The organism is Aliiroseovarius sp. CAU 1755, assembly GCF_054482655.1.
On record NZ_JBTLRH010000002.1, the window covers coordinates 260462 to 282572 of the forward strand.

General features: G+C 59.0%; 23 protein-coding genes. 7 read left to right on the forward strand and 16 right to left on the reverse strand.

Annotated features, from left to right (window positions below; genetic code table 11):
- Positions 1-105: 105 nt before the first annotated feature.
- Positions 106-480, forward strand: coding sequence for a GFA family protein (locus ACXYMP_RS08450; protein WP_298565680.1), 375 nt, complete (start codon positions 106-108; stop codon positions 478-480).
- A gap of 3 nt (positions 481-483) precedes the next feature.
- On the opposite strand, the gene ACXYMP_RS08455 is transcribed toward ACXYMP_RS08450, so the two are convergent.
- The 11 genes from ACXYMP_RS08455 to ACXYMP_RS08505 form a co-directional block, all read right to left on the reverse strand.
- Positions 484-1260, reverse strand: a complete 777-nt coding sequence (locus ACXYMP_RS08455) for an enoyl-CoA hydratase-related protein (RefSeq protein WP_298565679.1) — start codon at positions 1258-1260, stop codon at positions 484-486.
- Positions 1261-1368: 108 nt separating this feature from the next.
- Positions 1369-1830, reverse strand: a complete 462-nt coding sequence (locus ACXYMP_RS08460) for a cytochrome c-type biogenesis protein (RefSeq protein ID WP_298565678.1) — start codon at positions 1828-1830, stop codon at positions 1369-1371.
- Positions 1827-3797, reverse strand: a complete 1971-nt coding sequence (locus tag ACXYMP_RS08465) for a heme lyase CcmF/NrfE family subunit (RefSeq protein WP_298565677.1) — start codon at positions 3795-3797, stop codon at positions 1827-1829. Before ACXYMP_RS08465 ends, ACXYMP_RS08460 begins: the two co-directional genes overlap by 4 nt.
- 70 nt (positions 3798-3867) lie before the next feature.
- Positions 3868-4290, reverse strand: coding sequence for a hypothetical protein (locus ACXYMP_RS08470; protein WP_458905638.1), 423 nt, complete (start codon positions 4288-4290; stop codon positions 3868-3870).
- A gap of 127 nt (positions 4291-4417) precedes the next feature.
- Entirely contained in the window at positions 4418-4615 is a 198-nt protein-coding gene (locus ACXYMP_RS08475) for a hypothetical protein (RefSeq protein ID WP_298565674.1), read from the reverse strand.
- Positions 4605-5219, reverse strand: a complete 615-nt coding sequence (locus ACXYMP_RS08480) for a holin family protein (RefSeq protein WP_458905640.1) — start codon at positions 5217-5219, stop codon at positions 4605-4607. The genes ACXYMP_RS08475 and ACXYMP_RS08480 overlap by 11 nt, the downstream gene beginning before the upstream one ends.
- Entirely contained in the window at positions 5210-5821 is a 612-nt protein-coding gene (locus ACXYMP_RS08485; protein WP_458905642.1) for a holin-associated N-acetylmuramidase, read from the reverse strand. Before ACXYMP_RS08485 ends, ACXYMP_RS08480 begins: the two co-directional genes overlap by 10 nt.
- 67 nt (positions 5822-5888) lie before the next feature.
- Positions 5889-6332 carry a cytochrome c maturation protein CcmE gene (gene ccmE / locus ACXYMP_RS08490; protein WP_248369537.1) on the reverse strand — a complete coding sequence of 148 codons (444 nt, stop codon included), beginning with the start codon at positions 6330-6332 and terminating at the stop codon, positions 5889-5891.
- A gap of 30 nt (positions 6333-6362) precedes the next feature.
- On the reverse strand, positions 6363-7391 hold the full coding sequence (argC, locus tag ACXYMP_RS08495; protein ID WP_458905644.1) for an N-acetyl-gamma-glutamyl-phosphate reductase: 1029 nt from the start codon (positions 7389-7391) through the stop codon (positions 6363-6365).
- Between the two features lie 54 nt (positions 7392-7445).
- Positions 7446-8258 (reverse strand): glutamate racemase, encoded by an 813-nt coding sequence (gene murI, locus ACXYMP_RS08500; protein ID WP_458905646.1) that lies wholly within the window; start codon positions 8256-8258, stop codon positions 7446-7448.
- Between the two features lie 148 nt (positions 8259-8406).
- Positions 8407-11823 (reverse strand): indolepyruvate ferredoxin oxidoreductase family protein, encoded by a 3417-nt coding sequence (locus ACXYMP_RS08505; protein WP_458905648.1) that lies wholly within the window; start codon positions 11821-11823, stop codon positions 8407-8409.
- Between the two features lie 166 nt (positions 11824-11989).
- On the opposite strand from ACXYMP_RS08505, the gene ACXYMP_RS08510 reads away from it, so the two are divergent.
- The 5 genes from ACXYMP_RS08510 to grxD all read left to right on the forward strand — a co-directional run bounded on the left by ACXYMP_RS08510 (position 11990) and on the right by grxD (position 16735).
- The gene (locus tag ACXYMP_RS08510; RefSeq protein WP_458905651.1) at positions 11990-12883 is read left to right on the forward strand and encodes a LysR family transcriptional regulator; all 894 of its coding nucleotides are present in this window, start codon (positions 11990-11992) and stop codon (positions 12881-12883) included.
- A gap of 441 nt (positions 12884-13324) precedes the next feature.
- Complete coding sequence (gene purL / locus ACXYMP_RS08515) at positions 13325-15484, forward strand: phosphoribosylformylglycinamidine synthase subunit PurL (RefSeq protein WP_458905653.1); 2160 nt, start codon at positions 13325-13327, stop codon at positions 15482-15484.
- 3 nt (positions 15485-15487) lie between these two features.
- On the forward strand, positions 15488-16024 hold the full coding sequence (locus tag ACXYMP_RS08520; protein WP_458905655.1) for a hypothetical protein: 537 nt from the start codon (positions 15488-15490) through the stop codon (positions 16022-16024).
- A 60-nt stretch (positions 16025-16084) separates the two neighbouring features.
- A complete protein-coding gene (locus ACXYMP_RS08525) occupies positions 16085-16327 on the forward strand; it encodes a BolA family transcriptional regulator (protein ID WP_298565659.1) in 243 nt (80 codons plus the stop codon).
- A 45-nt stretch (positions 16328-16372) separates the two neighbouring features.
- Entirely contained in the window at positions 16373-16735 is a 363-nt protein-coding gene (grxD, locus tag ACXYMP_RS08530; protein WP_248369356.1) for a Grx4 family monothiol glutaredoxin, read from the forward strand.
- Between the two features lie 20 nt (positions 16736-16755).
- Here grxD and ACXYMP_RS08535 read toward each other — a convergent pair whose 3' ends face one another.
- Genes ACXYMP_RS08535 through ACXYMP_RS08545 form a run of 3 tightly spaced genes read right to left on the reverse strand, consistent with a single transcriptional unit; the run spans position 16756 to position 18023 of the window.
- A complete protein-coding gene (locus tag ACXYMP_RS08535) occupies positions 16756-17082 on the reverse strand; it encodes an MliC family protein (RefSeq protein ID WP_458905658.1) in 327 nt (108 codons plus the stop codon).
- A gap of 34 nt (positions 17083-17116) precedes the next feature.
- Positions 17117-17500 (reverse strand): cell division protein ZapA, encoded by a 384-nt coding sequence (locus tag ACXYMP_RS08540; RefSeq protein WP_298565655.1) that lies wholly within the window; start codon positions 17498-17500, stop codon positions 17117-17119.
- Positions 17493-18023, reverse strand: coding sequence for a hypothetical protein (locus ACXYMP_RS08545; RefSeq protein WP_458905660.1), 531 nt, complete (start codon positions 18021-18023; stop codon positions 17493-17495). The genes ACXYMP_RS08540 and ACXYMP_RS08545 overlap by 8 nt, the downstream gene beginning before the upstream one ends.
- Before the next feature lie 240 nt (positions 18024-18263).
- Between ACXYMP_RS08545 and tkt the strand changes: the two genes are divergently transcribed.
- Complete coding sequence (gene tkt / locus ACXYMP_RS08550; RefSeq protein WP_458905662.1) at positions 18264-20288, forward strand: transketolase; 2025 nt, start codon at positions 18264-18266, stop codon at positions 20286-20288.
- A gap of 97 nt (positions 20289-20385) precedes the next feature.
- Here the strand turns inward: tkt and ACXYMP_RS08555 are convergent, their stop codons facing one another.
- Both ACXYMP_RS08555 and ACXYMP_RS08560 read right to left on the reverse strand, forming a co-directional pair.
- On the reverse strand, positions 20386-20940 hold the full coding sequence (locus tag ACXYMP_RS08555) for a CIA30 family protein (RefSeq protein WP_298565649.1): 555 nt from the start codon (positions 20938-20940) through the stop codon (positions 20386-20388).
- Between the two features lie 132 nt (positions 20941-21072).
- Positions 21073-22035: a DUF808 domain-containing protein gene (locus tag ACXYMP_RS08560; protein WP_298565648.1), complete on the reverse strand. Its 963-nt coding sequence runs from the start codon at positions 22033-22035 to the stop codon at positions 21073-21075.
- Positions 22036-22111: the final 76 nt, after the last annotated feature.

Genomic DNA, 22111 nt, shown 5'->3' on the forward strand with positions numbered 1-22111 from the left:
CGCCATTCGCCAAAACCAGAAAAAAGCCGCCGATTTTGGCGGCTTTTTTTGTTTTCATAGCGCGCATCAAGCTACTGGCTACTCTATCAATCAAGGAGGTTGGACATGTCTCAGTATCTGTCTGGCAGCTGCCTGTGTGGAGCGTGCCAATTCGACTATACCGGCGAAATACGCTTCACAATTCAATGCTATTGCAGAGATTGCCAACACGTGACCGGGGCCGGACACGCCCCACAAATGATGGTTCACCGCGATGCGCTGATGACCAAGGGGCCGACAAAAACCTACCGCCAAAGGGCGGATTCGGGATCAATGTTGGAGTTCATATTCTGTCGCGATTGTGGATCGCCGCTGTTGAAAGCGACATCCCGCATGCCAGATGCCATAGCCATTTATGCTGGTGCACTTAACGATCCGACGCTTTTTGAACGCGGCAAAGATGTCTTTGAAGACGCGCGGCAGCCTTGGGATCAGGCCTAGGCTCTAACGTCCCTCATAGTCGGGGCTACGCTTTTCTAGAAACGCCAGAACGCCTTCCTTGAAGTCGCGCGAGTTGCCGCATTCGCCCTGCAACTTGGCCTCAAGCGCCAGTTGTTCGTCCAGCGTGTTGCTCATCGAGCTGCGCAGAGCTGTCTTGATGTTGCGATACGCCAGCGTCGGCCCCTGTGCCAACTGTGCGGCACGGGCGCGCCAGGTCGCTTCGAACGTATCATCTGCGACGCATTCCCATATCAACCCAGTGTCAGCTGCTTCGCGGGCGGTCATCTTTTCGGCAAACAGCGCGGCGCCCATGGCTTTTGCGAACCCCATCTGACGCGGCATCCAATACGTGCCGCCAGCGTCCGGGATCAGGCCAATGCGCGCAAACGCTTGCATGAAAAAGGCGCTTTCTGACGCGATGACCACATCCGCAGCCAGCGCGATGTTCGCCCCTGCCCCGGCCGCAGCCCCATTCACCGCCGAAATCGTAGGGATCGGGCAGGTATAGATCGCCTTTAACAGCGGTTCGTATTCATCGCGAAGGGTGCGTTCCAGATCCACTTGCGCGGCGTTCGCACGATCCCCAAGATCTTGCCCGGAACAGAACGCACGCCCCGCCCCGGTGATCACCAAAGCCCGAGCAGTATCGCCAGCGTCTTTGACGGCGTGGGTGATTTCAGCGCGCATCTGTGTATTCAGCGCGTTCATCACATCGGCGCGGTTCAGGGTTAGAACGGCCAGCCCATCCGTTGTGTCCAGCGTGATCGTTTCGTAGTCCATTCGGTCCTCCCGGGAATTTGGCACAGCTTATCTGACCCGTTGGTCGGGTAAAGGAGGACGCTCCGTCATTTACCTAAAACCCAAGCGCGACAGGTGAAAATTCACCGGTCAGTCCTTCAAAATCTCCTCAAGCCGCGCTTCTTCGTCGTCAGACAGCGTTTTCGGGCCGTCATTCGCCTGCGAGCGCCGCCGAAGGTAAAGCCCCCCCGCCAGGATCGCCAAAATGAACACAATCGGCCCGGCCGCCCACAAAACCACATTCGCGCCGGCACGGTTTGGCTTCATCAAGACATATTCGCCATAGCGTTCGACGATGAAGTCGACGACTTGTTCGTTGCTGTCGCCTTCTTCCAACCTTTCGCGCACCAAAAGCCGAAGGTCACGAGCGATCGCGGCGTTGCTTTCGTCGATATTCTCGCCCCGGCAGACAACGCAACGCAGATCAGCCGAAATATCGCGCGCGCGCGCTTCCATCGCAGGGTCGTCCAACACTTCGTCTGGATTAACCGCACCCGCTGGCGTGGCGCACAAGGCGCTGGCGACAAGGCCTGCTAGGATCAGACGTTTCATTCCGCTGGCACTCCTTGCGCGCGCGCCTTTGCGGCGCCTGCTGCGACGCGGAAGCGACGATCAGACAGGCTGATCAGCCCACCAAGCGCCATGATGATTGACCCGGCCCAGATCCAGTTGGCGAAAGGCTTGATAAACGTGCGCACGGCCCAACCACCGTTGTCCTGTGGATCACCGATGACCAAATAGAGGTCACGCCAGAACCCGTTTGCAATCGCGGCTTCGGTCGTCGGCATGGCCTGAACCGGATAGACGCGTTTTTCGGGATAAAGGGTGGTCACGTCCTGCCCGTCGCGGGTGACGTGAATTTCTGCTTTCGTGGTGAAATAGTTCGGACCTTGTTCACGCCCGACCGAAACCAGAGTGACCTCGTATTCAGAGACATCGAACGTTTCACCGATCTGCGCCACGCGGATGTCTTCGACGCTCCAGGCCATAAGTCCGCAGATCCCCATAATGGTGATCCCGAACCCGGAATGTGCGGCCAGCTTGCCCCAGTCGGACCGGGGCAGACGGGTCAACCGTGACAGGCGACCAGACAACGTGCCGCGCCCGGTGCGCGTGGCCAGATCGACCAGCGCCCCCGCAACGAGCCACGTGCCAAGAAACATGCCAATCGGCCCCAGCGCGGACTTGTTCGTCTGGATGGCCCAGACCAGCGCCCCTACGGCCACAGCAAGGATGAACGCAGGTATCAGTGCCTTTACCGCGCGGCCAAGTTTGGCGCGCTTCCAAGGCAACATCGCCCCGATAGGCATAATCAGCGCCAACACCACCATGAAGGGCGTGAAAGCGGCTTCGAAGAACGGCGCCCCGACCGAGATCTTGCGGTCAAAAATCTCACCGATAAGCGGCCATATCGTGCCGGTAAAGACCACAAACGCCGAGACCGCCAAAAGGATGTTGTTGCTGACCAGCGCACTTTCGCGGCTGACGAAACCAAAAACGCCACGTGCCTCCATCGCGCGCGCGCGGGCGGCGAACAGGGTTAAGGCGCCTCCGGTAAAGACCAGTAGAATCAGCAAGATGAATACGCCGCGTTCCGGGTCAGAGGCAAATGCGTGGACCGAAGTAATGACGCCTGACCGCACGATGAACGTGCCGATCAGCGAAAATCCGAAAGCAAGGATGGCCAGAAGGATGGTCCAGCTTTTCAGCGCCTCTCGTTTTTCCACGACAATCGCGGAATGGAGCAGGGCCGCGGCAAAGAGCCAAGGCATGAAGGACGCGTTTTCGACCGGATCCCAGAACCAGAAGCCGCCCCAACCCAGCTCGTAATACGCCCACCAACTGCCGAGCGCGATACCGATAGTCAAGAAAACCCAAGCCGCCAGCGTCCAAGGACGCACCCAGCGCCCCCAAGCAGCGTCGATACGCCCCTCGATCAGGGCGGCAACGGCGAACGAGAAGGCCATCGAAAGCCCGACATACCCCAGATAAAGGAACGGCGGATGGAAGGCCAAACCCGGGTCTTGCAAAAGCGGGTTCAAATCGCGCCCGTCAAAGGGCGGCTGCACAAGGCGTTCGAACGGGTTCGATGTGAAGATGACGAAGCCCAGAAACGCCACTGCGATCGAACTTTGCACCGCCAGCACCCGCGCCTTCAGGCGTATCGGAAGATTGCCCCCAAACCACGCTGCCATGGCGCCAAACAGCGTCACGATCAGCACCCAAAGAAGCATAGACCCTTCGTGATTCCCCCAAACGCCCGACACTTTGTAAAGCATCGGTTTGGCGGAATGCGAATTCAGCGTCACAAGCTTCAGTGAGAAATCCGAGGTCACAAACGCGTAAGTCAGCGCCAAAAATGACGCGGCCACCAGCAGGAACTGGATCGTTGCCGCAGGCACCGCCATCTCCATCCAGCTGCGCCAGCCGTAATGTGCCCCAATCAGTGGAACGATCATTTGTGTGACCGCCACGCCCAGCGCCAATATCAGCGCGAAATGTCCAAGCTCTGTAATCATGAGCGCGACCTTAAACGGAGTCGCAACCGGGGCCTAGCCCCATGCGGCACCACGTCACGTCTTTGTGCAGTCAGACCACCAGATAGATCAACGTAGACAGCGCCACCGCGCCAAGTGCTGGCCAAAGAAAGGCGGCGCCATGGCTTCCGAACGACCGATGAATCACGCTGAAATGCAGGACCGCACCGGTCAGATAGAGCGCAAGGGGCGCAAAATGGGCCGCACTTTCGCTCATCACAACCGGTTCGCCGGCGAGGGCAAAAATCCACCACCAGCCCAGCACCAGACTGGCCCCTGACCAACTGTAGGCCATGCCAAGCGCCAAGGGGGTCGCGCGCTGCACGTAAAGCCACAGAAAAGTCAGCGAAATCATCAGGCCCATCAGCGTGATGGCCCCATATCCGATCTGATAGATCGCATCGTAACCCGCCAGCAGATATCCCAATTGCAGCAAGGCGGCGAGCAACATCATCAAAGCAAACGCTTGTTTCATTTCTGCAAGACCTTTCGCACAACCGCGTCCAATTCGGCCGCAGCATGTTCGTTTCGTTCAAGTGTTTGTCTGAACCTTGCACCCAGCACCGCGGCGCGAAGCCAGCGCGCCGCCCTTTCAACCGCCGTCATCCCCGCCCCACTCCACCGCCTGCGGGCAGTCGTTCGCGAATGATTGTCGTGATCTCGATCAGGATCGACGAGTTCTTGTCCAGAACCGCGCGCGTGGCCTGATCCTTCTGAAGATCGCGATAGAGCAAGTAGAACACCAAAAGCACCCACGGCCCGTGTTCGGCCACCAGTTTGAGAAGAAGATCACCGGCCACGGCGTGTCCTTTGCCAATCCGCAAGCGCTGCATTTGCCGTGGTATCGACGGGTCGCGGAGTATGAATGGGCGCGCTCAGGGAAGACGCGGGTTTGGGGCGCGGTTGTTTGGGCCGTTGCACCACCGGCATAGGCGCCGTTTCGCCTTGCAGGTCGCGCCGAACCCGCCTCTCGCTCAACGACAAGGACGCCGCCAGTGCGCGTTGCAACTCTTGCCCTTTCATTTGGTGACGCGCGCCGAAATAGAAGCTGACGATCACCCCCATGAGCCACCACAAGGGTTCAGGGACCAACGCCACGCCTTGCATCCGCGCCGCAAACCATGCAGGGCTGACCATCGCGGCGACAAAAAGCCCCAGTGTCGACAGGGCAAGAGCGGGTCGGGGGATACGGTTCAGACCGTCCATGAAGCGGTCAAAGCGACCAGAACGAGAATGTGCAAACTCGGCGGCAAAGGCGTCGATCGCGGCGCGCTGCAGGTCAGCTTCTCGAGCCGAGGCCGCCTCAGCGTTCTCGCGAAACACCTCTGCGGTTTCGCGAACGACATTTCCGCCCGACCCGCCAGCCCCGAAAACCATGTTAAAAACGCTGTCAATCAGGCCCATTTTGCGGTCCTCGTGCGATGTTCTTCATTTGAAAAGTGATACCGGGGCGACAGGAACTCCTCGGCGCGGGTGATCCAGCCCCCCTTGCCGCCATCGCGTCGGCGCGCGTATTTGCGCGAACTGGGCCGACGATCGGCAAGCCTGTAGTAATAGTTGCGCCGCTCGATCCCATAGGCGTCCACAAGGTGATCGGGCGCAGCCGTCAGTGCCGCGCGCGCCACCGCAAGGGTCTGCGGGCCGAGCGCGCCGTCTACGGCAACTTTGAACCCCATCTTCAAGAGCAACTTTTGCAAGATGCGAACCGCATTGCCGCCCGCATTCACATACATATCGAACACGGAAGCCTGCAGCGGGCGCGGAAGCTCCGCCAGCCGGGGTTTCTGGAAATAGTGCTTCAGGAAGATGTCGCGGGCCTGATCACGGGTCAGGGCTTTGACATCCTTCGATGTCACCTTCCCGTCGCGATCCAGATCCAACCCAAGGCGCCGCATGGTGTGGATCGTCACGCCGTATTTGGTCGCGCCGCCCGGATCGTCCGGGTCGTTTACATAGCCACCCTCGCGGGCGACAATCTCGGTCGCTATTTCTTCAACGCTTTTCATTTGCGCCTATACCCCGCATGTCAAACATGGGGGTAAGGCTGGTTAAGAAGCGTTAAGAAACCTCAAATCAGGAGGTCGGCTCGACGTAAACGCCGGTTTCCTTGAGGCTGTCGATAACCTCTTTCGGCATATAATCTTCGTCGTGTTTGGCAAGGATTTCCGTGGCTTGGAATGTGCCGTTTACATAGCTTCCAGTGCCGATCATGCCTTGGTTTTCACCAAACAGATCAGGCAACACGCCAGTGTAGCTGACCGGCACAACCGCCCCACCGTCGGTGACGGAAAAGGTCACCGTTTCGCTTTGACCACGCACAAGTGTGCCGTCTGACACCAGACCACCCATGCGGAACACCTCGTTTTCGCTGGGCGGTTCGGCCAGAACTTCGGTCGGGGAACGGTAATAGTTGATCCCGTCTTTCAGCGCATAGCCGATCAACCCTGTGGAGATCCCGAGCGCCACAAATGCCAGAACAATGATCTGGATTCGTCGTGTTTTCTTCAGACTTTTCAAACCGGCCATGGTCGGCTCCTTTTCAAAGACTTATGGAAAGACCGGGAGCATCATCAGCCCCGTCGTCTCATCCTCGCCCAACATGAGGTTGGCATTTTGCATCGCCTGACCGGACGATCCTTTGCATAGATTGTCCAACGCCGACACCACCAAAGCACGCCCCGGAACGCGGTCGCCTACAACGCCCAGATGGCATTGGTTCGACCCCATGACATGCCCCATACCGGGCAGTTGGCCCTTGGGTAGCACAGTCACGAACGGTTCGTCTTGATATTGCTCAACCAAGGCTGCGTGGATCTTGTCCGCATCCCCGTCAACATAGCAATCCGCCAGAATGCCGCGGTTCACCGGCACAAGGTGCGGCGTGAACATAATCTGAACCGGACGGCCCGCCAGCTTTGAGAACTCCTGATCGAACTCACCTAAATGCCGATGCTTGCCGCCATGCGCATAGCCCTGCACATCGGTCGAACGTTCAGCAAACAGCATGTTTTCCTTCAAAGACCGCCCGGCCCCGGACACCCCGTTCTTCAGATCACAGATGATCCGGTCAAGGTCGATCAGGCCCGCTGAAATCAACGGGCGAAGCGCGTATTGCACCGTCGCCGCGTTGCAGCCGGTGCCGGCCACCAATCGCGCAGATGTGATGTCGTCGCGGTAAAACTCGGTCAGCCCATAGACCGCTTCTTTCTGAAGCTCGGTCGCCACATGCGGCGCGCCATACCATTTCTCATAGTCCGCAGGGTCGCGCAGCCGGAAATCGGCACCAAGGTCCACGACCTTCACCGACTTGGGCAGATCACGCACCAACGCTTGGCTAAGACCATGCGGCAGGGCCGCGAAGGCCAGATCAACATCCGCAAAGTCGATCTGATCCATCTTGACCAGCTTGGGCAGATCGAGGTGGCGCAGCTGCGGATAGACATCTGCCATCTCCATCCCCGCCTTGCGGTCGGCAGACAGGGCGACGATTTCCATCGTCGGATGGGTTGCGATCAACCTGACAAGTTCAGCGCCGGTATAGCCGGACGCACCAAGAATGGCGATTTTGTGGGTCATCATGACCTCCTGAGACTTCGCGAAAGATGTAGTGGTTTTATCGGCCCGCTTCAATCAGGCCGCGTCGAACGTGATCTTTCGTCGCAGAAACTGGGTGGCACGGTCGGACACCCGGTCAGGGTCGCCGGTGGTCAGGAACTTCGACCCCGCGCCCTCGCCCAACATTTCAGGGTGACGGCCAAGGTAGTCGGCAAGGCTTTCGGCCACCAGATTGGCTTGACTGTAAACCTGCACCTCCTTGCCCAGCGCGTCTTGGAACACCTGTTCCATCAGCGGGTAATGGGTGCAGCCAAGGATCGCAGCCTCGGGCTTTGGCATCTTGCGTTTCAAGGCGTCCACATGGCTGCGCACAAGCGCTTCGGCCAGGATCATGTCGCCCTCTTCAATCGCATCCACGACCCCGCCACAGGCTTGCGCTTCGACATCCACGCCGATCGCCCGGAAAGCCAGTTCACGCTGGAACGCACGGCTGGACACGGTGGCGGGCGTGGCAAACAGCGCCACATGTTTCACTGCCACTTCGCGCGGCGGCGAGTTGTCGCCCCAGTTCCGTTCTGTCATCGCCTCGATCAACGGCACAAAAACGCCCAGCACACGCTTGTCGCCGGGAACCCAGCTTTCCTGCATCCGGCGCAGCGCTGCCGCCGAGGCCGTGTTGCACGCAAGGATCACCAGATCGCAGCCCTGATCCCACAAAGCCTGAACGGCGGTGGTCGTCAGATTATAGATGTCATCGGCGTCGCGCACACCATAAGGCGCATGCTTGCTGTCAGCGTAGTAGACGAAATCAACATCGGGCAGACGTTTTGTCACGGCATCCAGCACCGTCAGCCCACCCAGACCTGAATCGAAAATCCCTACTGCCATTGTCTTTGGTCCCGTCCGTGTTGCCTTTGCACAAGGCATATGTCTGTTCGCGACGGAAATCCATTGTGGAAATGGGCTTGGGTTGAAAATCCGCCCATCAAGCGGGTGTCGCGTCGCCGCATGGCTTGAGCCAGCGGCGGCGCAATCCTTATTCGGCAGCCCGCACCAGCGGTGCTTGCCCGCTGAACTGAGCCAAAAGCTCTGCCCGACGTGCAGCCGCCTTTTCGACATTTGCCTCTTTCACCGGACCAAAGCCGCGGATCGACAAGGGAAGCTCTGCCAAGTCGCGCGCAACGGACAGATTGTCGTCGGTCAGCCCTGCCAGAACGGTTTTCATGTCGGCCTCAAATTCCGAAATGAGCGCACGTTCCGTGCGGCGCTCCTCGGATCGGCCGAAGGGATCAAGCGGCGTGCCGCGAAGGCTCTTCATCTTGGCCAGCCATGGGGCCGACTTCTCAAACCAGCTTCCAAAGCCACGTTTCTTGGGCCGTCCGTTGGCGTCCGTCCCACTCAGGATCGGCGGGGCGAGGTGATAGGTCAGCTTCAGATCGCCATCGAACTCGGCCTCGGCCTTGGCACGGGTGTCGCACAACATGCGCGCGACCTCATATTCATCCTTATACGCCAAGAGCTTGTGATAACTTTTCGCCACCGGCTCTTTCAACGCGTCGGGCATCTGATCGACAAAGGCGCGATAGCGTTTCGCCAGCCGCTTGTTCTGATAGGTGACCAGGTGATTTGCACGGAAATCGATGATCTCAGCCAGCGTCTTGGGCTTTTCAACAACCTCACCGACAACCATCTTCTCGGCTTCTTCCGGGTGCAGAACGGCCCAACGACCCAGCTCAAAAGCGTGTTTGTTGCGGTCGATCGCCTGACCATTCAACTCGATGGCATACATCAGCGCATCGTGGGTCAGCGGCACGATTCCCGCCTGCCAGCTCGCCCCCAGCACCATCATGTTCGAGAAGATGTTGTCCCCCATCAGCACCCGCGCCAGCTCGGTCGCGTCGAACATCGACAGACGGTCGCGCAGCCGCGCCTCAAGCGATAATTGCAGACGATCACCGGGAATGGCGAAATCGGTGTTGCGGGTGAACTCGCCCGTCACGGTTTCGTGGCTGTCTACGACGACCCCGGTGCGTCCGGTTTTGGTCAGACCCAAGGTAGTGGACGAAGCCGACACCACCAGATCGCAGCCGATCAGCGCATCGCATTCCCCCGTCGCCACACGAATGGCCGAGATGTCTTCGGGTTGTTCTGCAAGCCGCAGGTGAACCGTAACCGCGCCACCTTTCTGGGCCAGACCGGCCATTTCCATCATGCCCACGCCCTTGCCGTCGATATGGGCGGCCTGCGCCATGATCGCGCCGATGGTCACGACGCCTGTGCCACCAACGCCGGTGATCACCGTGTTAAAGGTGCCGTCAATGGCGGGAAGCGCTGGCGCTGGCAGATCAGGAATGTCCACCTCGGCGGTCGCCGATTTCTTCAGCTTGGCCCCTTCGACGGTCACGAAGCTGGGGCAGAAGCCGTTCACACAGCTGAAATCCTTGTTGCAACTGGATTGGTCAATGGCGCGTTTGCGGCCCAGCTCGGTTTCCACTGGCACGATCGAGACACAGTTCGACTGCACCCCGCAATCGCCGCAGCCCTCGCAGACGTCGGTGTTGATGAACACACGTTTATCCGGGTCAGGGAATTGCCCGCGCTTGCGGCGACGGCGTTTCTCTGCCGCGCAGGTTTGGATGTAAAGAATGACCGAGACACCCTTGATATCGCGACATTTCTTTTCAACCGTCAACAACTCGTCACGGGTGTGATGCGACAGTCCCTTAGGGAAGGCTGACAGGTCCACATCCTCTTTGTCGTCATAGACAAGGAAGATGTGCTTCACGCCCATCGCCTGCACCTCACGCGCGATACGCTCTGCGTCCAAGCCACCTTCGTTGGTCTGCCCGCCCGTCATCGCGACCGCATCGTTGTAAAGGATCTTGTAGGTAATGTTGGCATCCGACGCCAATGCCGCCCGGATCGCCAGATTGCCCGAATGGTTATAGGTTCCGTCGCCCAGGTTCTGGAACACGTGACCGGTTTTCGAAAACGGCGCCTCGCCAATCCAGTTGGCACCCTCGCCGCCCATTTGGGTGAACCCGACGGTATCGCGATCCATCCACTGCACCATATAGTGACAGCCAATCCCGGCATAAGCGCGCGACCCATCCGGCAGTTTGGTTGAAGTATTGTGTGGGCAGCCCGAACAGAAAAACGGCAAGCGTGCCGCGATATTGGGCGCATTGTCCGCGCCTTTCGCCTCGGCCAACATTGTCAGGCCCGCCTTCACGGATTCGGTCCCGCGCCCCTCTTCAATCAAGATGTCTCCGATTTTCTCGGCAATCATGATCGGATCCAACGCATAGCGGGTCGGGAAAAGCTCCAACCGGCGGCCGTTTTCCCACGTGTCGCCCTTGTGCCAGCCATAGACGCGCCGACCGTCGCGATCGTCAAAGATCGCTTCCTTGATCTGCACTTCCATCAGCTTGCGCTTTTCTTCGACCACCACGATCAGGTCCAGCCCCTCGGCCCATTCGTGGAAGCTTTCCATATCCAGCGGGAAGGTTTGGCCGACCTTGTAGGTGGTCAGGCCCAGGCGTTCGGCCTCGGCTTCGTCGATGCCCAGAAGGCCCATCGCGTGCACAAGGTCCAGCCAGTTCTTGCCCGCCGCGACAAACCCGATTTTCGCACCCGGCTTGCCCCACTTGCGCTGGTCAATCCGGTTGGCGCGGGCATAAGCCTCGGCGGCGAAACGTTTATAGTCGATCATCCGCGCTTCTTGCGGCACCGGCTGGTCAGCCAAACGAATGTTCAACCCGCCATCCGGCATGTCGAAATCAGGTGTGACAAGTTGCATCCGGTTTGGGTCGCCATCGACGACCGAGGTCGCCTCGACCGTGTCTTTCATTACCTTCAGACCCGCCCAGACGCCCGCAAAACGGCTGAGGCCATAGCCATAGATGCCGTAATCTAAAATTTCCTGCACACCCGCCGGGCTGAGAACCGGGATATAGGCATCCACCATCGCCCAGTCAGACTGGTGCAACACGGTCGAGCTTTCGCCGGTGTGATCATCGCCCATCGCCATCAGCACACCCCCATGCGGGCTGGTGCCGGCCATGTTTGCGTGGCGCATAACGTCGCCGGTGCGGTCCACGCCCGGCCCCTTGCCATACCAAAGGCCAAAGACGCCATCATGGGTGCCCTCGCCGCGCAGTTCGGCCTGCTGGCTGCCCCACAAAGCGGTGGCGGCCAGATCTTCATTCAGACCGGGATGGAATTTGATGTCGTTGGGTTCCAACACCTTTTTGGAGCGCCCCATCCAAAGATCCACAGCCCCCAATGGCGAGCCACGATACCCCGTGACATACCCAGCCGTGTTCAGACCCGCAGCGCGGTCGCGTTCCTTCTGCATCAGCATCAGGCGCACCAAGGCTTGCGTGCCATTCAACAGCACCTGCTGCTTGGTCAGATCAAATCGGTCGTTCAGAGTGATGTCTGGCTTGCCCATGACGCACCTCCCGTACGTTAGAGTGATAACTGGATTGAGCGAATTATAGGTCAAAACCTATGACCTATCAAATCATTTCGCATCACAATCCGTGCTGGCAATCATCACGGCTCTGATGATAACACAGTGCAAGTTTTATGCGCTATCAAGTATCGGTAATTTCGCCATGGATTGGGACAAACTCAGAATATTTCACGCCGTGGCAGATGCCGGGTCTTTGACCCATGCCGGCGATGCTCTGCATTTGTCGCAATCGGCGGTATCGCGCCAAATCCGCGCGCTGGAAGAAAGCTTGAACGCCACACTTTTTCATCGGCACGCACGTGGACTGATTCTGACAGAACAGGGCGAGCTGCTGTTTGATGCCTCAAAAGCGATGAGCCACCGGCTAGAAGCTGCCGTCGCCCGCATACGCGATAGCAAAGAAGAGGTGTTCGGCGAACTGCGCGTGACGACGACAACCGCCTTCGGGTCGCTTTGGCTGGCCCCGCGCCTGTCGAAACTCTACGAGAAATACCCCGATCTGAAAATCGACCTGATGCTGGAAGAGCAAGTGCTGGACCTGCCGATGCGCGAAGCCGATGTGGCGATCCGCATGAAAGAACCAAGCCAGGCTGATCTGATCCGCAAGCGGTTGATGGATGTGCACATGCGCCTTTACGCGACGCCCAGCTATCTCAAGAAATACGGCACACCTGAAACCCTTGAAGACTTGTCGCAACATCGGCTGATTTGCCAGAATACCGCATCGGCGCAGGTTAGCGCAGGGGCTTCCTTGGTGCAGGAACTTTTGACCTATGAAATCAAGTCGCGACTGACGGTGAACAATTATTTCGGTGTGCTTCAAGCGGTGCTGCATGATCTGGGAATCGGTGTGCTGCCAGATTACGTGACGCAAGACTTCACAGAGCTTACGCGCGTGTTGCCCCAAGCAGAAAGCAAAGATATCCCGGTTTTTCTTGCCTATCCCGAGGAATTGAGGGCATCGAAACGGATCGAAGCCTTCCGTGATTTCGTCATGGAGGAGCTTTTGGCACAGCGCCAAAGCAAAAAGAGCTGATCATTCCCCGGCATCGCGCAGAAAAGTCTGTGGCAAGCGCGCCACAGGTGGAGCATCCGACTTCGTGCGCCTTGGTATACAATTGTCCACAAAGCTTACCTTTAACTCATTCTAAAAACAGGCAAACTTTAGACTCTCTCCAACTTTAACGCGATTACGTCCCGCAACCCGCAGCAAGCCATGCAAAAAATACATAGCTGCAATGCGGCATTTTTCCTTGATCCGTCCCGTCGGCACCCCTAATTCTGGTTCAAAGCCGGCGGTGGAGCATCGCTCTGGTCGGTTTTTACCTCCCTGTTGGACTTGGCCGGGCTTTGCCCGGCCTCTTTTTTTCCGAAACGTCCCAAACAGGCGAACTGCCCTTACCTTTGCCCTTTCCCAATCCCCCCCCTTCGCCTAAAAGTCGCGGCATGGACAGCCTAGCCTAAGGGGGAAACAGGCATGCAAGAGCCGAAGATCACCGAGGACCTGATTTCCGCACACGGTTTGAAGCCGGACGAATACGACCTGCTCCTCGAAATCATAGGTCGCGAGCCGACATTCACCGAGCTTGGCATCTTTTCGGCGATGTGGAACGAGCACTGTTCCTATAAATCATCGAAGAAATGGCTGCGCACCCTGCCCACCGAAGGCCCTCAGGTCATTTGCGGTCCGGGCGAAAACGCGGGCATCGTCGATATCGGTGATGGTCAGGCTGTGGTCTTCAAGATGGAAAGCCACAACCACCCGTCCTATATCGAACCCTATCAGGGTGCGGCCACCGGCGTTGGCGGCATTCTGCGCGACGTGTTCACCATGGGCGCGCGCCCCATCGCCGCGATGAACTCCCTGTCTTTTGGCGAAATTGATCACCCCAAGACCAAGCAACTGGTCAACGGGGTCGTCGAAGGCATCGGCGGCTACGGCAACTGTTTCGGGGTCCCCAATGTGGGCGGCGAGGTTCGCTTCCACCCCGCCTATAACGGCAACTGCCTTGTGAACGCCTTTGCCGCGGGCTTGGCCGACACCGACAAGATTTTCTATTCCGCCGCCTCCGGCGTCGGCATGCCTGTCGTCTATCTGGGTGCCAAGACAGGTCGCGACGGTGTGGGCGGCGCGACGATGGCATCGGCCGAGTTTGACGACACGATCGAAGACAAGCGCCCCACGGTGCAAGTCGGTGACCCCTTCACCGAAAAGCGCCTGATGGAAGCCACGCTGGAGTTGATGCAGACCGGCGCTGTCATCTCGATCCAGGACATGGGTGCCGCTGGCCTGACCTGCTCGGCGGTCGAAATGGGCGACAAGGGCGGCTTGGGCGTCAAGCTGAACCTTGAAGACGTGCCCCAGCGCGAAGACAACATGACCGCCTATGAAATGATGCTGTCCGAAAGCCAAGAGCGGATGCTGATGGTGCTGAAGCCGGAAAAAGAGGCTGAAGCCCGCGCCGTGTTCGAAAAGTGGGATCTTGACTTCGCAATCGTCGGTGAAACGCTTGCCGAAGATCGCTTTTTGATCATGCACAACGGCGAGGTCAAAGCCGACCTGCCGCTGTCCCCCCTGTCTGGCCGCGCCCCTGAATATGATCGCCCATGGGTCGAAACACCTGCCGTTGAACCTCTTTCGGACGTGCCCGAAATCGACGCGATTGATGGGCTGAAGGCCCTGATTGGCTCGCCCAACTACGCGGCGAAGCAATGGGTCTATGAGCAATACGACCACATGGTCATGGCCGATACCGTTCGCGCACCCGGTCTGGGCGCAGGCATCGTGCGTGTCCACGGCACTGACAAGGCGATTGCCTTCACCTCGGACGTGACGCCGCGCTATGTGATGGCGAACCCGTTTGAAGGCGGCAAGCAAGCGGTGGCAGAGGCTTATCGCAACCTGACTGCCGTCGGCGCAAAGCCCCTTGCGACCACCGACAACCTGAACTTCGGCAACCCCGAAAAACCCGAGATCATGGGCCAGCTTGTGGGTGCCATCAAAGGCATTGGCGAAGCTGTCGCGGCGCTGGACGTTCCCATCGTGTCGGGCAACGTCTCGCTTTACAATGAAACTGACGGTCAAGGTATTCTGCCCACACCCACCATTGGCGCGGTGGGCCTTTTGGACAGCCTTGACGACATGATCGACGGTGTGGCCCGTGACGGCCATGTCGCGATGGTCATTGGCGAGACAACCGGGCATCTGGGCCAATCCGCCCTGCTGGCCGAGGTCTTCAACCGCGAAGACGGCGACGCCCCGCATGTGGACCTTGCGGCCGAGAAAATGCACGGCGACTTCATCCGGGCCAATCGCGAACTGATCAAAGCCTGTTCTGACCTGTCTGATGGCGGTCTGGCGATCGCTGCCTTTGAAATGGCCGAAGCGGGAGGCGTGGGGGTCTCGCTCGACACTGCCGACACGCCGACCCTGTTCGGAGAAGATCAGGCGCGCTATCTGGTGGCTTGTAACTTCGATCAGGCCGAGGCCTTGATGATTGAGGCGGGCAAGTTGGGCATCCCCATCGCCTCTGTCGGTCGCTTTACAGGCGATACGGTCAAGATGGGTGGCTCAGAAGCGCCGCTGGATGAGTTGGCCCAGATCTTCCGCACCGGATTTGATCAGGCGCATCGTTAAGCCATGACGCCCGCACCCGATCCGCAGGACATGACCGCCTTGGTGGCCGATTGCGCGTCCTGTGCCGGGCTATGCTGCGTGTCGCCGGGCTTTGACGCGGGCGACGATTTTGCCTTCGCCAAGCCTGCGCTTGCCCCGTGCCGTCATCTGGGCGCCGATAACCTATGCCGCATCCACGAAAGTCTTGAAGATCAGGGGTTTCCGGGCTGTGCGCGATTTGACTGCAAAGGGGCCGGGCCTTATGTGATGACCCACATCTTCCCGCGCAAACGCTGGCGCAAAGATCGTCAATTGCTAGAGGACATTTCCGAAGCCTATCGCCGGATGCGCGCCATCTGCGACATGATCGAGATGTTTCGCGTGGCCGAAAACCTGCCGCTCAGCCCGACGCAGGAAGCAGCGCGTCAGAAGATGCTGAACACCCTTCTCCCCAACCCTGCCTGGACGGCACCCGGATTGGCCGATGCAGAGCAAGCGGGGCTATTGTCCGACGCCCGCGCTGTGCTGACCAGCTTTCGTGACGCCGTGACGCGCCGCTAGCCCTTGCGGCGCCCTGCCCCCGATCTTAGATTGAGTTGAAACACAAACGAGGTTCTGAACATGGCCATGGAAGCATCCGCAATCGAAGCCCTCATCCGCGAGGCCTTCCCGGACGCAAAAATCACCATCACCGATCTGGCGGGTGACGGAAACCACTATGCCGCCGAAGTGGTGGACGAAAGCTTTCGCGGCCAGAACCGTGTGCAACAGCAACGCGCCGTCTATGCAGCGCTGAAAGAAAAGATGGCCGGCAGCCAGGGCGAGCTTCATGCGCTGGCACTGACCACGAAAATACCAGAATAAAGGTCCGCTTCGGGCCAGCTCCACAGACACGCAAGGACTTCAAACATGACCGACGCAAAAACACAGATCCAAGATACCGTGAAAGCCAACGATGTTGTGCTTTACATGAAAGGCACCAAGGACATGCCGCAATGCGGGTTTTCGTCCCGCGTGGCCGGGGTTCTGAACTTTATGGGTGTGGACTTTGCCGATGTGAACGTGCTGGCCGATGAGGGCATTCGCCAAGGCATCAAGGACTATTCGGATTGGCCGACCATCCCGCAGCTTTACGTGAAGGGTGAATTCGTGGGTGGCTGCGATATCATCACCGAGATGACGTTGTCGGGCGAGCTGGACACGCTGTTTGACGAAAACGGTGTCGCCTATAACAAAGAAGCCGCGGACAAAATCCGCGAAGCGAACGGCTAAGCCCGTTCGCGCGGGTTGGTTTACCGCGCCTTACATTGCGACAGAAGCGTTTCATCCTCACCGCTTTGGGCAATACCCCAAGCCAGAAACGCTTCGTCGCCCTTGGTCCACCAGATGTATCCTTGCCCATCCGTCGCCTGAGCGTATTTCGCGCCCGATGCCGACTGGACCTGAGTGAGCCCCACCTGCTGCCCTTCGACCGAAACCACAACAAAAGATGCATCCGCGCTGTTGACGTAGGTGGCTGTCACGAGCGCCTCGCGTTCGCAGACATATTGCACAGTCATCAGGGCATCGCTTGACCAAACAGGCGTTGCGGCTGTGGCCAGAACAAGCCCAGCACCCATCGCGCTTGCACGACGCCAAAGTCGCGCCATCATCTCAGGAAGCCCGTTCTTCAACCTCAGCTGCCACCGCCTCAGCGCGGGCGGCGATCTCGGCCAACGTATCCGTGACCGCATCGGGAATAACGGGCACTTCGACCTTCTGAGGGGCCGCGTTCTTCAATGCATGAAGCTCAGCCTCAAGTTCCGCCATCCGTTTGTCGGCAAGCTTCACCTTGTCCTCCATCCCGGCGGTCTTGTCGGCAAGCATCAGGCCCGACATCAGCAACAAGCGGCTTTCCGTCAGGTTGCTCATCTGGTTGACCAGAACCGAGGCTTCGGCATTCAACATTGCCGCTGCTGCGTTCAGGAAATGCTCTTCCCCTTCTTGGCAGGCCACGTCGAACGTGCGGTTCCCAATCGTGATTGTAACGTCAGGCATCAGCCCCCTCCCTTTCGGCGGTGTTTGGGGCGTCTGGGTCGTTTTCGGCGATCAGCGCGCCAAGCTCGCCCAATACAGCGTCAAGTTCGGCCCGGTCGGCGGATTGCGCAGCGCGCAGCCCTTCCAATTCGGCCATCATGGATTTGTTGATCAAATGCGGCTCGGCGACGCCAGCGCTGATCGCCGCGCGCAGGGCGTCGTTGTTGGCGCGCAAATCCGCGTTGGCGCGGCGAAGTTTGGACAGACTTTTTTCTTCTGACGCCAGTTGATCCTGCAACCAGTCCACTTCGCTTTGCAACGCGGCAACCTTGCGGCCACGCTTGGATTTAAGGTTCTTGACTCGCTCTTGAAGCTGCGCGTTTGCGGTGCGTTCCTCTTCAAGCGCTGCCCTAAGCTGTTCCAGCTCGGCTTCGGTATCTGGCGAACCTGCGTCGGATGGCTGGGGGGATAGTGCCGAAAGGCCGGTGCTGATCCGTTCCAGCGCGGTGGTGATACGGGTTTCCAGTTCGGAAATGTCGCTCATAATCTGCCCTGAACCATTTTCTTTGCCCATTCTTGTCACAAGCCGCCCTGCGACACAACGCTTTGCAAGGGGCGAATCAGCCCTGTGCGCTGCTTTGCCGATCTTACCCAATGCCTTTGCAAAATGCGCCCCCCTCGTTCTTTTCCAAGCACTTGAGCGGCGACGTGCACGCGCGCTTGACCCTTGGCGGAGGGCTGCTATCAGAGGGCAACCCTGAACTTAGCCAAAGGATGTGGACCGTTGGACATCGCCACACTGCGCGCAAGCCACCCCGATCACTGGAAAAAAGCCACTGCGATCCGTTCGCTGACACTGGATGCGGTTGCTGCCGCGAACTCGGGCCACTCTGGCATGCCGATGGGCATGGCCGATGTGGCGACGGTGCTTTTTGAAAACCACCTGAAATTCGATGCCTCCGCACCGCGTTGGGCAGACCGCGATCGGTTCATCCTGTCGGCCGGACACGGCTCGATGCTGATCTATTCGCTGCTGCACCTGACGGGCTATGAAGATGTGACCCTGCAGCAGATCAAGGATTTCCGCCAGTGGGGCGCGATCACCGCCGGTCACCCGGAATACGGCCACGTCTCGGGCGTTGAAACCACGACCGGCCCGCTGGGTCAGGGCATCGCCAACGCCGTTGGGTTTGCCATGGCCGAGGAAATTCAGCGCGCGCGCTTCGGCAAGAAGATCGTGGATCACTACACCTATGTGATCGCCGGCGACGGTTGTCTGATGGAAGGCATCAGCCACGAGGCCATTGGTCTGGCCGGGCGTCACCAACTGGGCAAGCTGGTCGTGTTCTGGGACAACAACGACATCACGATCGACGGCAAGGTCTCGCTGTCTGACCGCACCAATCAGGTTATGCGCTTCAAGGCGGCGGGCTGGCATGTGCAGGAAATCGACGGTCACGATCCCGAACAGATCGACGCTGCGATTGCTAAGGCCAAGACGACCAAGAAGCCGTCGATGATTGCCTGCAAGACGCATATCGCGCTGGGTCATGCGGCGCAGGACACCTCGAAGGGGCATGGCGCATTGACCGACGCCGACCAGCTGAAAGCTGCGAAAGAGGCTTATGGCGCACCGCTTGGAGCGTTCCAGGTTCTTGATGATGTGAAGAAAGCCTGGGAAGCCATCGGCGCCAAGGGGGCCGAGGCGCGTGCTGAGTGGGAAGCCCGCTTTGCGTCGATCAGCGAACGCAAACAGGCCGAGTTCAATCGCGCCTATGCGCTGGATGTGCCCAAGAAACTTGGCGGCGTCGTGCGTGCCCTGAAACGTCAGGTGGCCGAAGGTAAGCCCACGGTTGCCACCCGAAAATCGTCGGAAATGGCGCTTGAGGTGATCAACCCGGTGATGCCGGAAACCGTTGGCGGGTCGGCAGACCTGACTGGATCGAACAACACCAAGACCGGTGATCTGGGCGTCTTTGACGTGGACAACCGCAAGGGTCGCTACATCTATTGGGGCATCCGCGAACACGGCATGGCCGCTGCGATGAACGGCATGGTGCTGCATGGCGGTATGCGCCCCTACGGCGGCACGTTCTTCTGCTTCACCGATTATGCCCGTCCGGCCATGCGTCTGGCGTCACTGATGAAAATCCCGACCGTGTTCGTGATGACCCACGACAGTATCGGCGTCGGCGAAGACGGCCCGACGCACCAGCCGGTCGAGCATCTGGCGATCTGCCGCGCGACCCCTAACAGCTACACCTTCCGCCCGGCGGACACGGTGGAAACGGCGGAAGCGTGGGAGTTGGCGCTGACCTCGAAGGAAACACCATCGACCATGGTTCTGACCCGGCAAAACCTGCCGACAGTGCGCACCGAGTATAAGCAAAAGAACCTCACCGCTCAGGGCGCTTATGTTCTGGCGGATGCGGAAGCTGGCAAGCGTCAGGTGATCCTGATCGCGACCGGGTCCGAGGTGTCGCTGGCGATGGACGCCCGCGCCGCGCTGGAAGCCCAAGGCATCGGCACCCGCGTTGTTTCCATGCCCTGCATGGAGCTTTTCGCGCAGCAAGACGAAGCCTATCGCCGCAAGGTTCTGCCCCCCGGCCCGGTGCGCGTCGGGATCGAAGCTGCGGTGCGTGATGGCGGCTGGGATCGCTGGCTTCTGGGCGAACGTGGCCGCGAGGCCAAAGCCGCCTTCGTGGGGATGGACAGCTTCGGCGCGTCAGCCCCGGCAGGCGTGTTGTTTGAGAAGTTAGGCATTACCGCCGAGAACGTCGTCGCGAAAGCGAAAGGTTTGCTGGGCTAAGCACTAAGCTTCCGAAAGACAGAACGCCTCGCCGGATCTCCGGCGAGGCGTTTCTTTTTGAAACACGCGACACTGACAGCAGCCCGCAATTAACAGATCAATAGAACCCGACCGCGCGGACAGACAGGTCCGCATCGTGATCCCGCCCGAAGGCCGCGACGGCAAGGCTGCGCACAGCCTTGGCATCGAATGTTTTACGCAACAGCCCTCCATACGGGGCAAAGTCATCAAAGGGAATGCGCACCTGTTTCCATGTCTCTGACACATCGAAAGAGGCTTGATAGAATTGCCACGGAAGCACTGTCCGCGTAGTGCGCAGGTGGACATAATAGGTTTGATCGTTGCCGCGCACGTTCAAAATCACGCCTTGCGCAGTGGCTGGCAACGGCGCGTCCAGCTTTGTGCGGGCCTGAATAAAGCCACCGCGATTGGCGGTGCTGACCTTTCCAGTCAAGCGAAGGATGGGCTGGTCGCCGCTTGCATCAAACGAGGCCGCCCCCTCTGACACGCCCCCCATGACTTGATCGCTGAAATAGTTCCAACGAGATTGGTCCGATAGCGAAAACTGGATCATGGCATCCTCGGCATAGCTGACCACGGGGGCAGCCAAGACGATGGCCAGAGCCAGACCGCGGAATTTTTTTCGTGTCATCAATCACTCCTCGGTTCCAATTCATATAGGAACTGAGGGATGTCACGACAACGCACCACTTATGAAGGGCGCATTCCAGTCTAAACGGTCGCATTGTTGCCGACCCGCGATCATCAAAGCCGTGGAAACTGACTAGGCCTTCCCCTTGAACACGCTTTGCCAAACCGGCCCGATGACGCGCGTCGCCAAAGGAATGATCAACACGCCCAGCGCAAGTCCGACAACACCATCCAGCGTCGCCGTCACCGCCCATTCTATGAAGCCCGGCATGCTGGGCACTGCCTGTGCAGCCGCGACGGCGATGTCGTGAATGACCTCATACGGTTGATGCACGCCGAGTTCGTGCAGCCCGTGAATGATGATAGAACCGCCGACCCAGATCATGGCCGCCGTTCCAATAACCATCAAAAGCTTTAGAAGCCCCGGCATCGCATTCACGACGCCGCGCCCGAAGGCCCGTGTGGCCGACAGCTTGGCATGTTGCGCCATATACAAGCCAACGTCGTCCATTTTCACGATCAACGCCACCGATCCGTAGACAACCACCGTGATCCCAATCGCGACGACCGCCAGAGTGGCCGCCTCCATCCAGATGTTGCTTTCAGGGATGGCTGCCAGCGAAATGGTCATGATCTCGGCCGACAGGATAAAGTCGGTTTTGATCGCACCGGCAATCTTCTCTTCTTCCAGATGGGCCGGGTCGCCAATGTCGTGTTCGGCGTGGTCCCATGTTTCTTCATGGGGGAACAGGACGTGCCAGACCTTTTCCGCCCCTTCGAAACACAGATACGCACCTCCCAACATTAGCAAAGGGGGGATCAGCCATGGTGCAAACGACGACAAAAGCAAGCCAATTGGAAGAAGGATAATCAGCTTGTTCTTGATCGACCCCCACGCGATACGCCCGATGATCGGCAACTCGCGCTTGGGCTCAAACCCCTGAACGTATTTCGGCGTGACGGCGGCATCGTCGATCACCGCCCCGGCCGCTTTCGCCCCAGCCTTGGCCGCTTGCCCGGCCACGTCGTCCACCGACGCCGCCGCAATTTTCGCAATGCCAGCCACATCGTCCAGAAGCGCGATCAAACCACTCATCAAATTCACCCTTTTCGTGATCTTTCCGGAAAACCTAGTGGCTTTCTGTGGCGGTGAAAAGCACTCACCACGAATT

Excerpts from the sequence above, each read along its gene's own strand:
- ACXYMP_RS08450 (WP_298565680.1), top strand. The coding sequence starts at position 106 with ATGTCTCAGTATCTGTCTGGCAGCTGCCTGTGTGGAGCGTGCCAATTC.
- ACXYMP_RS08455 (WP_298565679.1), bottom strand. The coding sequence starts at position 1,260 with ATGGACTACGAAACGATCACGCTGGACACAACGGATGGGCTGGCCGTT.
- ACXYMP_RS08460 (WP_298565678.1), bottom strand. The coding sequence starts at position 1,830 with ATGAAACGTCTGATCCTAGCAGGCCTTGTCGCCAGCGCCTTGTGCGCC.
- ACXYMP_RS08465 (WP_298565677.1), bottom strand. The coding sequence starts at position 3,797 with ATGATTACAGAGCTTGGACATTTCGCGCTGATATTGGCGCTGGGCGTG.
- ACXYMP_RS08470 (WP_458905638.1), bottom strand. The coding sequence starts at position 4,290 with ATGAAACAAGCGTTTGCTTTGATGATGTTGCTCGCCGCCTTGCTGCAA.
- ACXYMP_RS08480 (WP_458905640.1), bottom strand. The coding sequence starts at position 5,219 with ATGGGCCTGATTGACAGCGTTTTTAACATGGTTTTCGGGGCTGGCGGG.
- ACXYMP_RS08485 (WP_458905642.1), bottom strand. The coding sequence starts at position 5,821 with ATGAAAAGCGTTGAAGAAATAGCGACCGAGATTGTCGCCCGCGAGGGT.
- argC (WP_458905644.1), bottom strand. The coding sequence starts at position 7,391 with ATGACCCACAAAATCGCCATTCTTGGTGCGTCCGGCTATACCGGCGCT.
- murI (WP_458905646.1), bottom strand. The coding sequence starts at position 8,258 with ATGGCAGTAGGGATTTTCGATTCAGGTCTGGGTGGGCTGACGGTGCTG.
- ACXYMP_RS08505 (WP_458905648.1), bottom strand. The coding sequence starts at position 11,823 with ATGGGCAAGCCAGACATCACTCTGAACGACCGATTTGATCTGACCAAG.
- ACXYMP_RS08510 (WP_458905651.1), top strand. The coding sequence starts at position 11,990 with ATGGATTGGGACAAACTCAGAATATTTCACGCCGTGGCAGATGCCGGG.
- purL (WP_458905653.1), top strand. The coding sequence starts at position 13,325 with ATGCAAGAGCCGAAGATCACCGAGGACCTGATTTCCGCACACGGTTTG.
- ACXYMP_RS08520 (WP_458905655.1), top strand. The coding sequence starts at position 15,488 with ATGACGCCCGCACCCGATCCGCAGGACATGACCGCCTTGGTGGCCGAT.
- ACXYMP_RS08525 (WP_298565659.1), top strand. The coding sequence starts at position 16,085 with ATGGCCATGGAAGCATCCGCAATCGAAGCCCTCATCCGCGAGGCCTTC.
- grxD (WP_248369356.1), top strand. The coding sequence starts at position 16,373 with ATGACCGACGCAAAAACACAGATCCAAGATACCGTGAAAGCCAACGAT.
- ACXYMP_RS08535 (WP_458905658.1), bottom strand. The coding sequence starts at position 17,082 with ATGGGTGCTGGGCTTGTTCTGGCCACAGCCGCAACGCCTGTTTGGTCA.
- ACXYMP_RS08540 (WP_298565655.1), bottom strand. The coding sequence starts at position 17,500 with ATGCCTGACGTTACAATCACGATTGGGAACCGCACGTTCGACGTGGCC.
- ACXYMP_RS08545 (WP_458905660.1), bottom strand. The coding sequence starts at position 18,023 with ATGAGCGACATTTCCGAACTGGAAACCCGTATCACCACCGCGCTGGAA.
- ACXYMP_RS08555 (WP_298565649.1), bottom strand. The coding sequence starts at position 20,940 with ATGACACGAAAAAAATTCCGCGGTCTGGCTCTGGCCATCGTCTTGGCT.
- ACXYMP_RS08560 (WP_298565648.1), bottom strand. The coding sequence starts at position 22,035 with ATGAGTGGTTTGATCGCGCTTCTGGACGATGTGGCTGGCATTGCGAAA.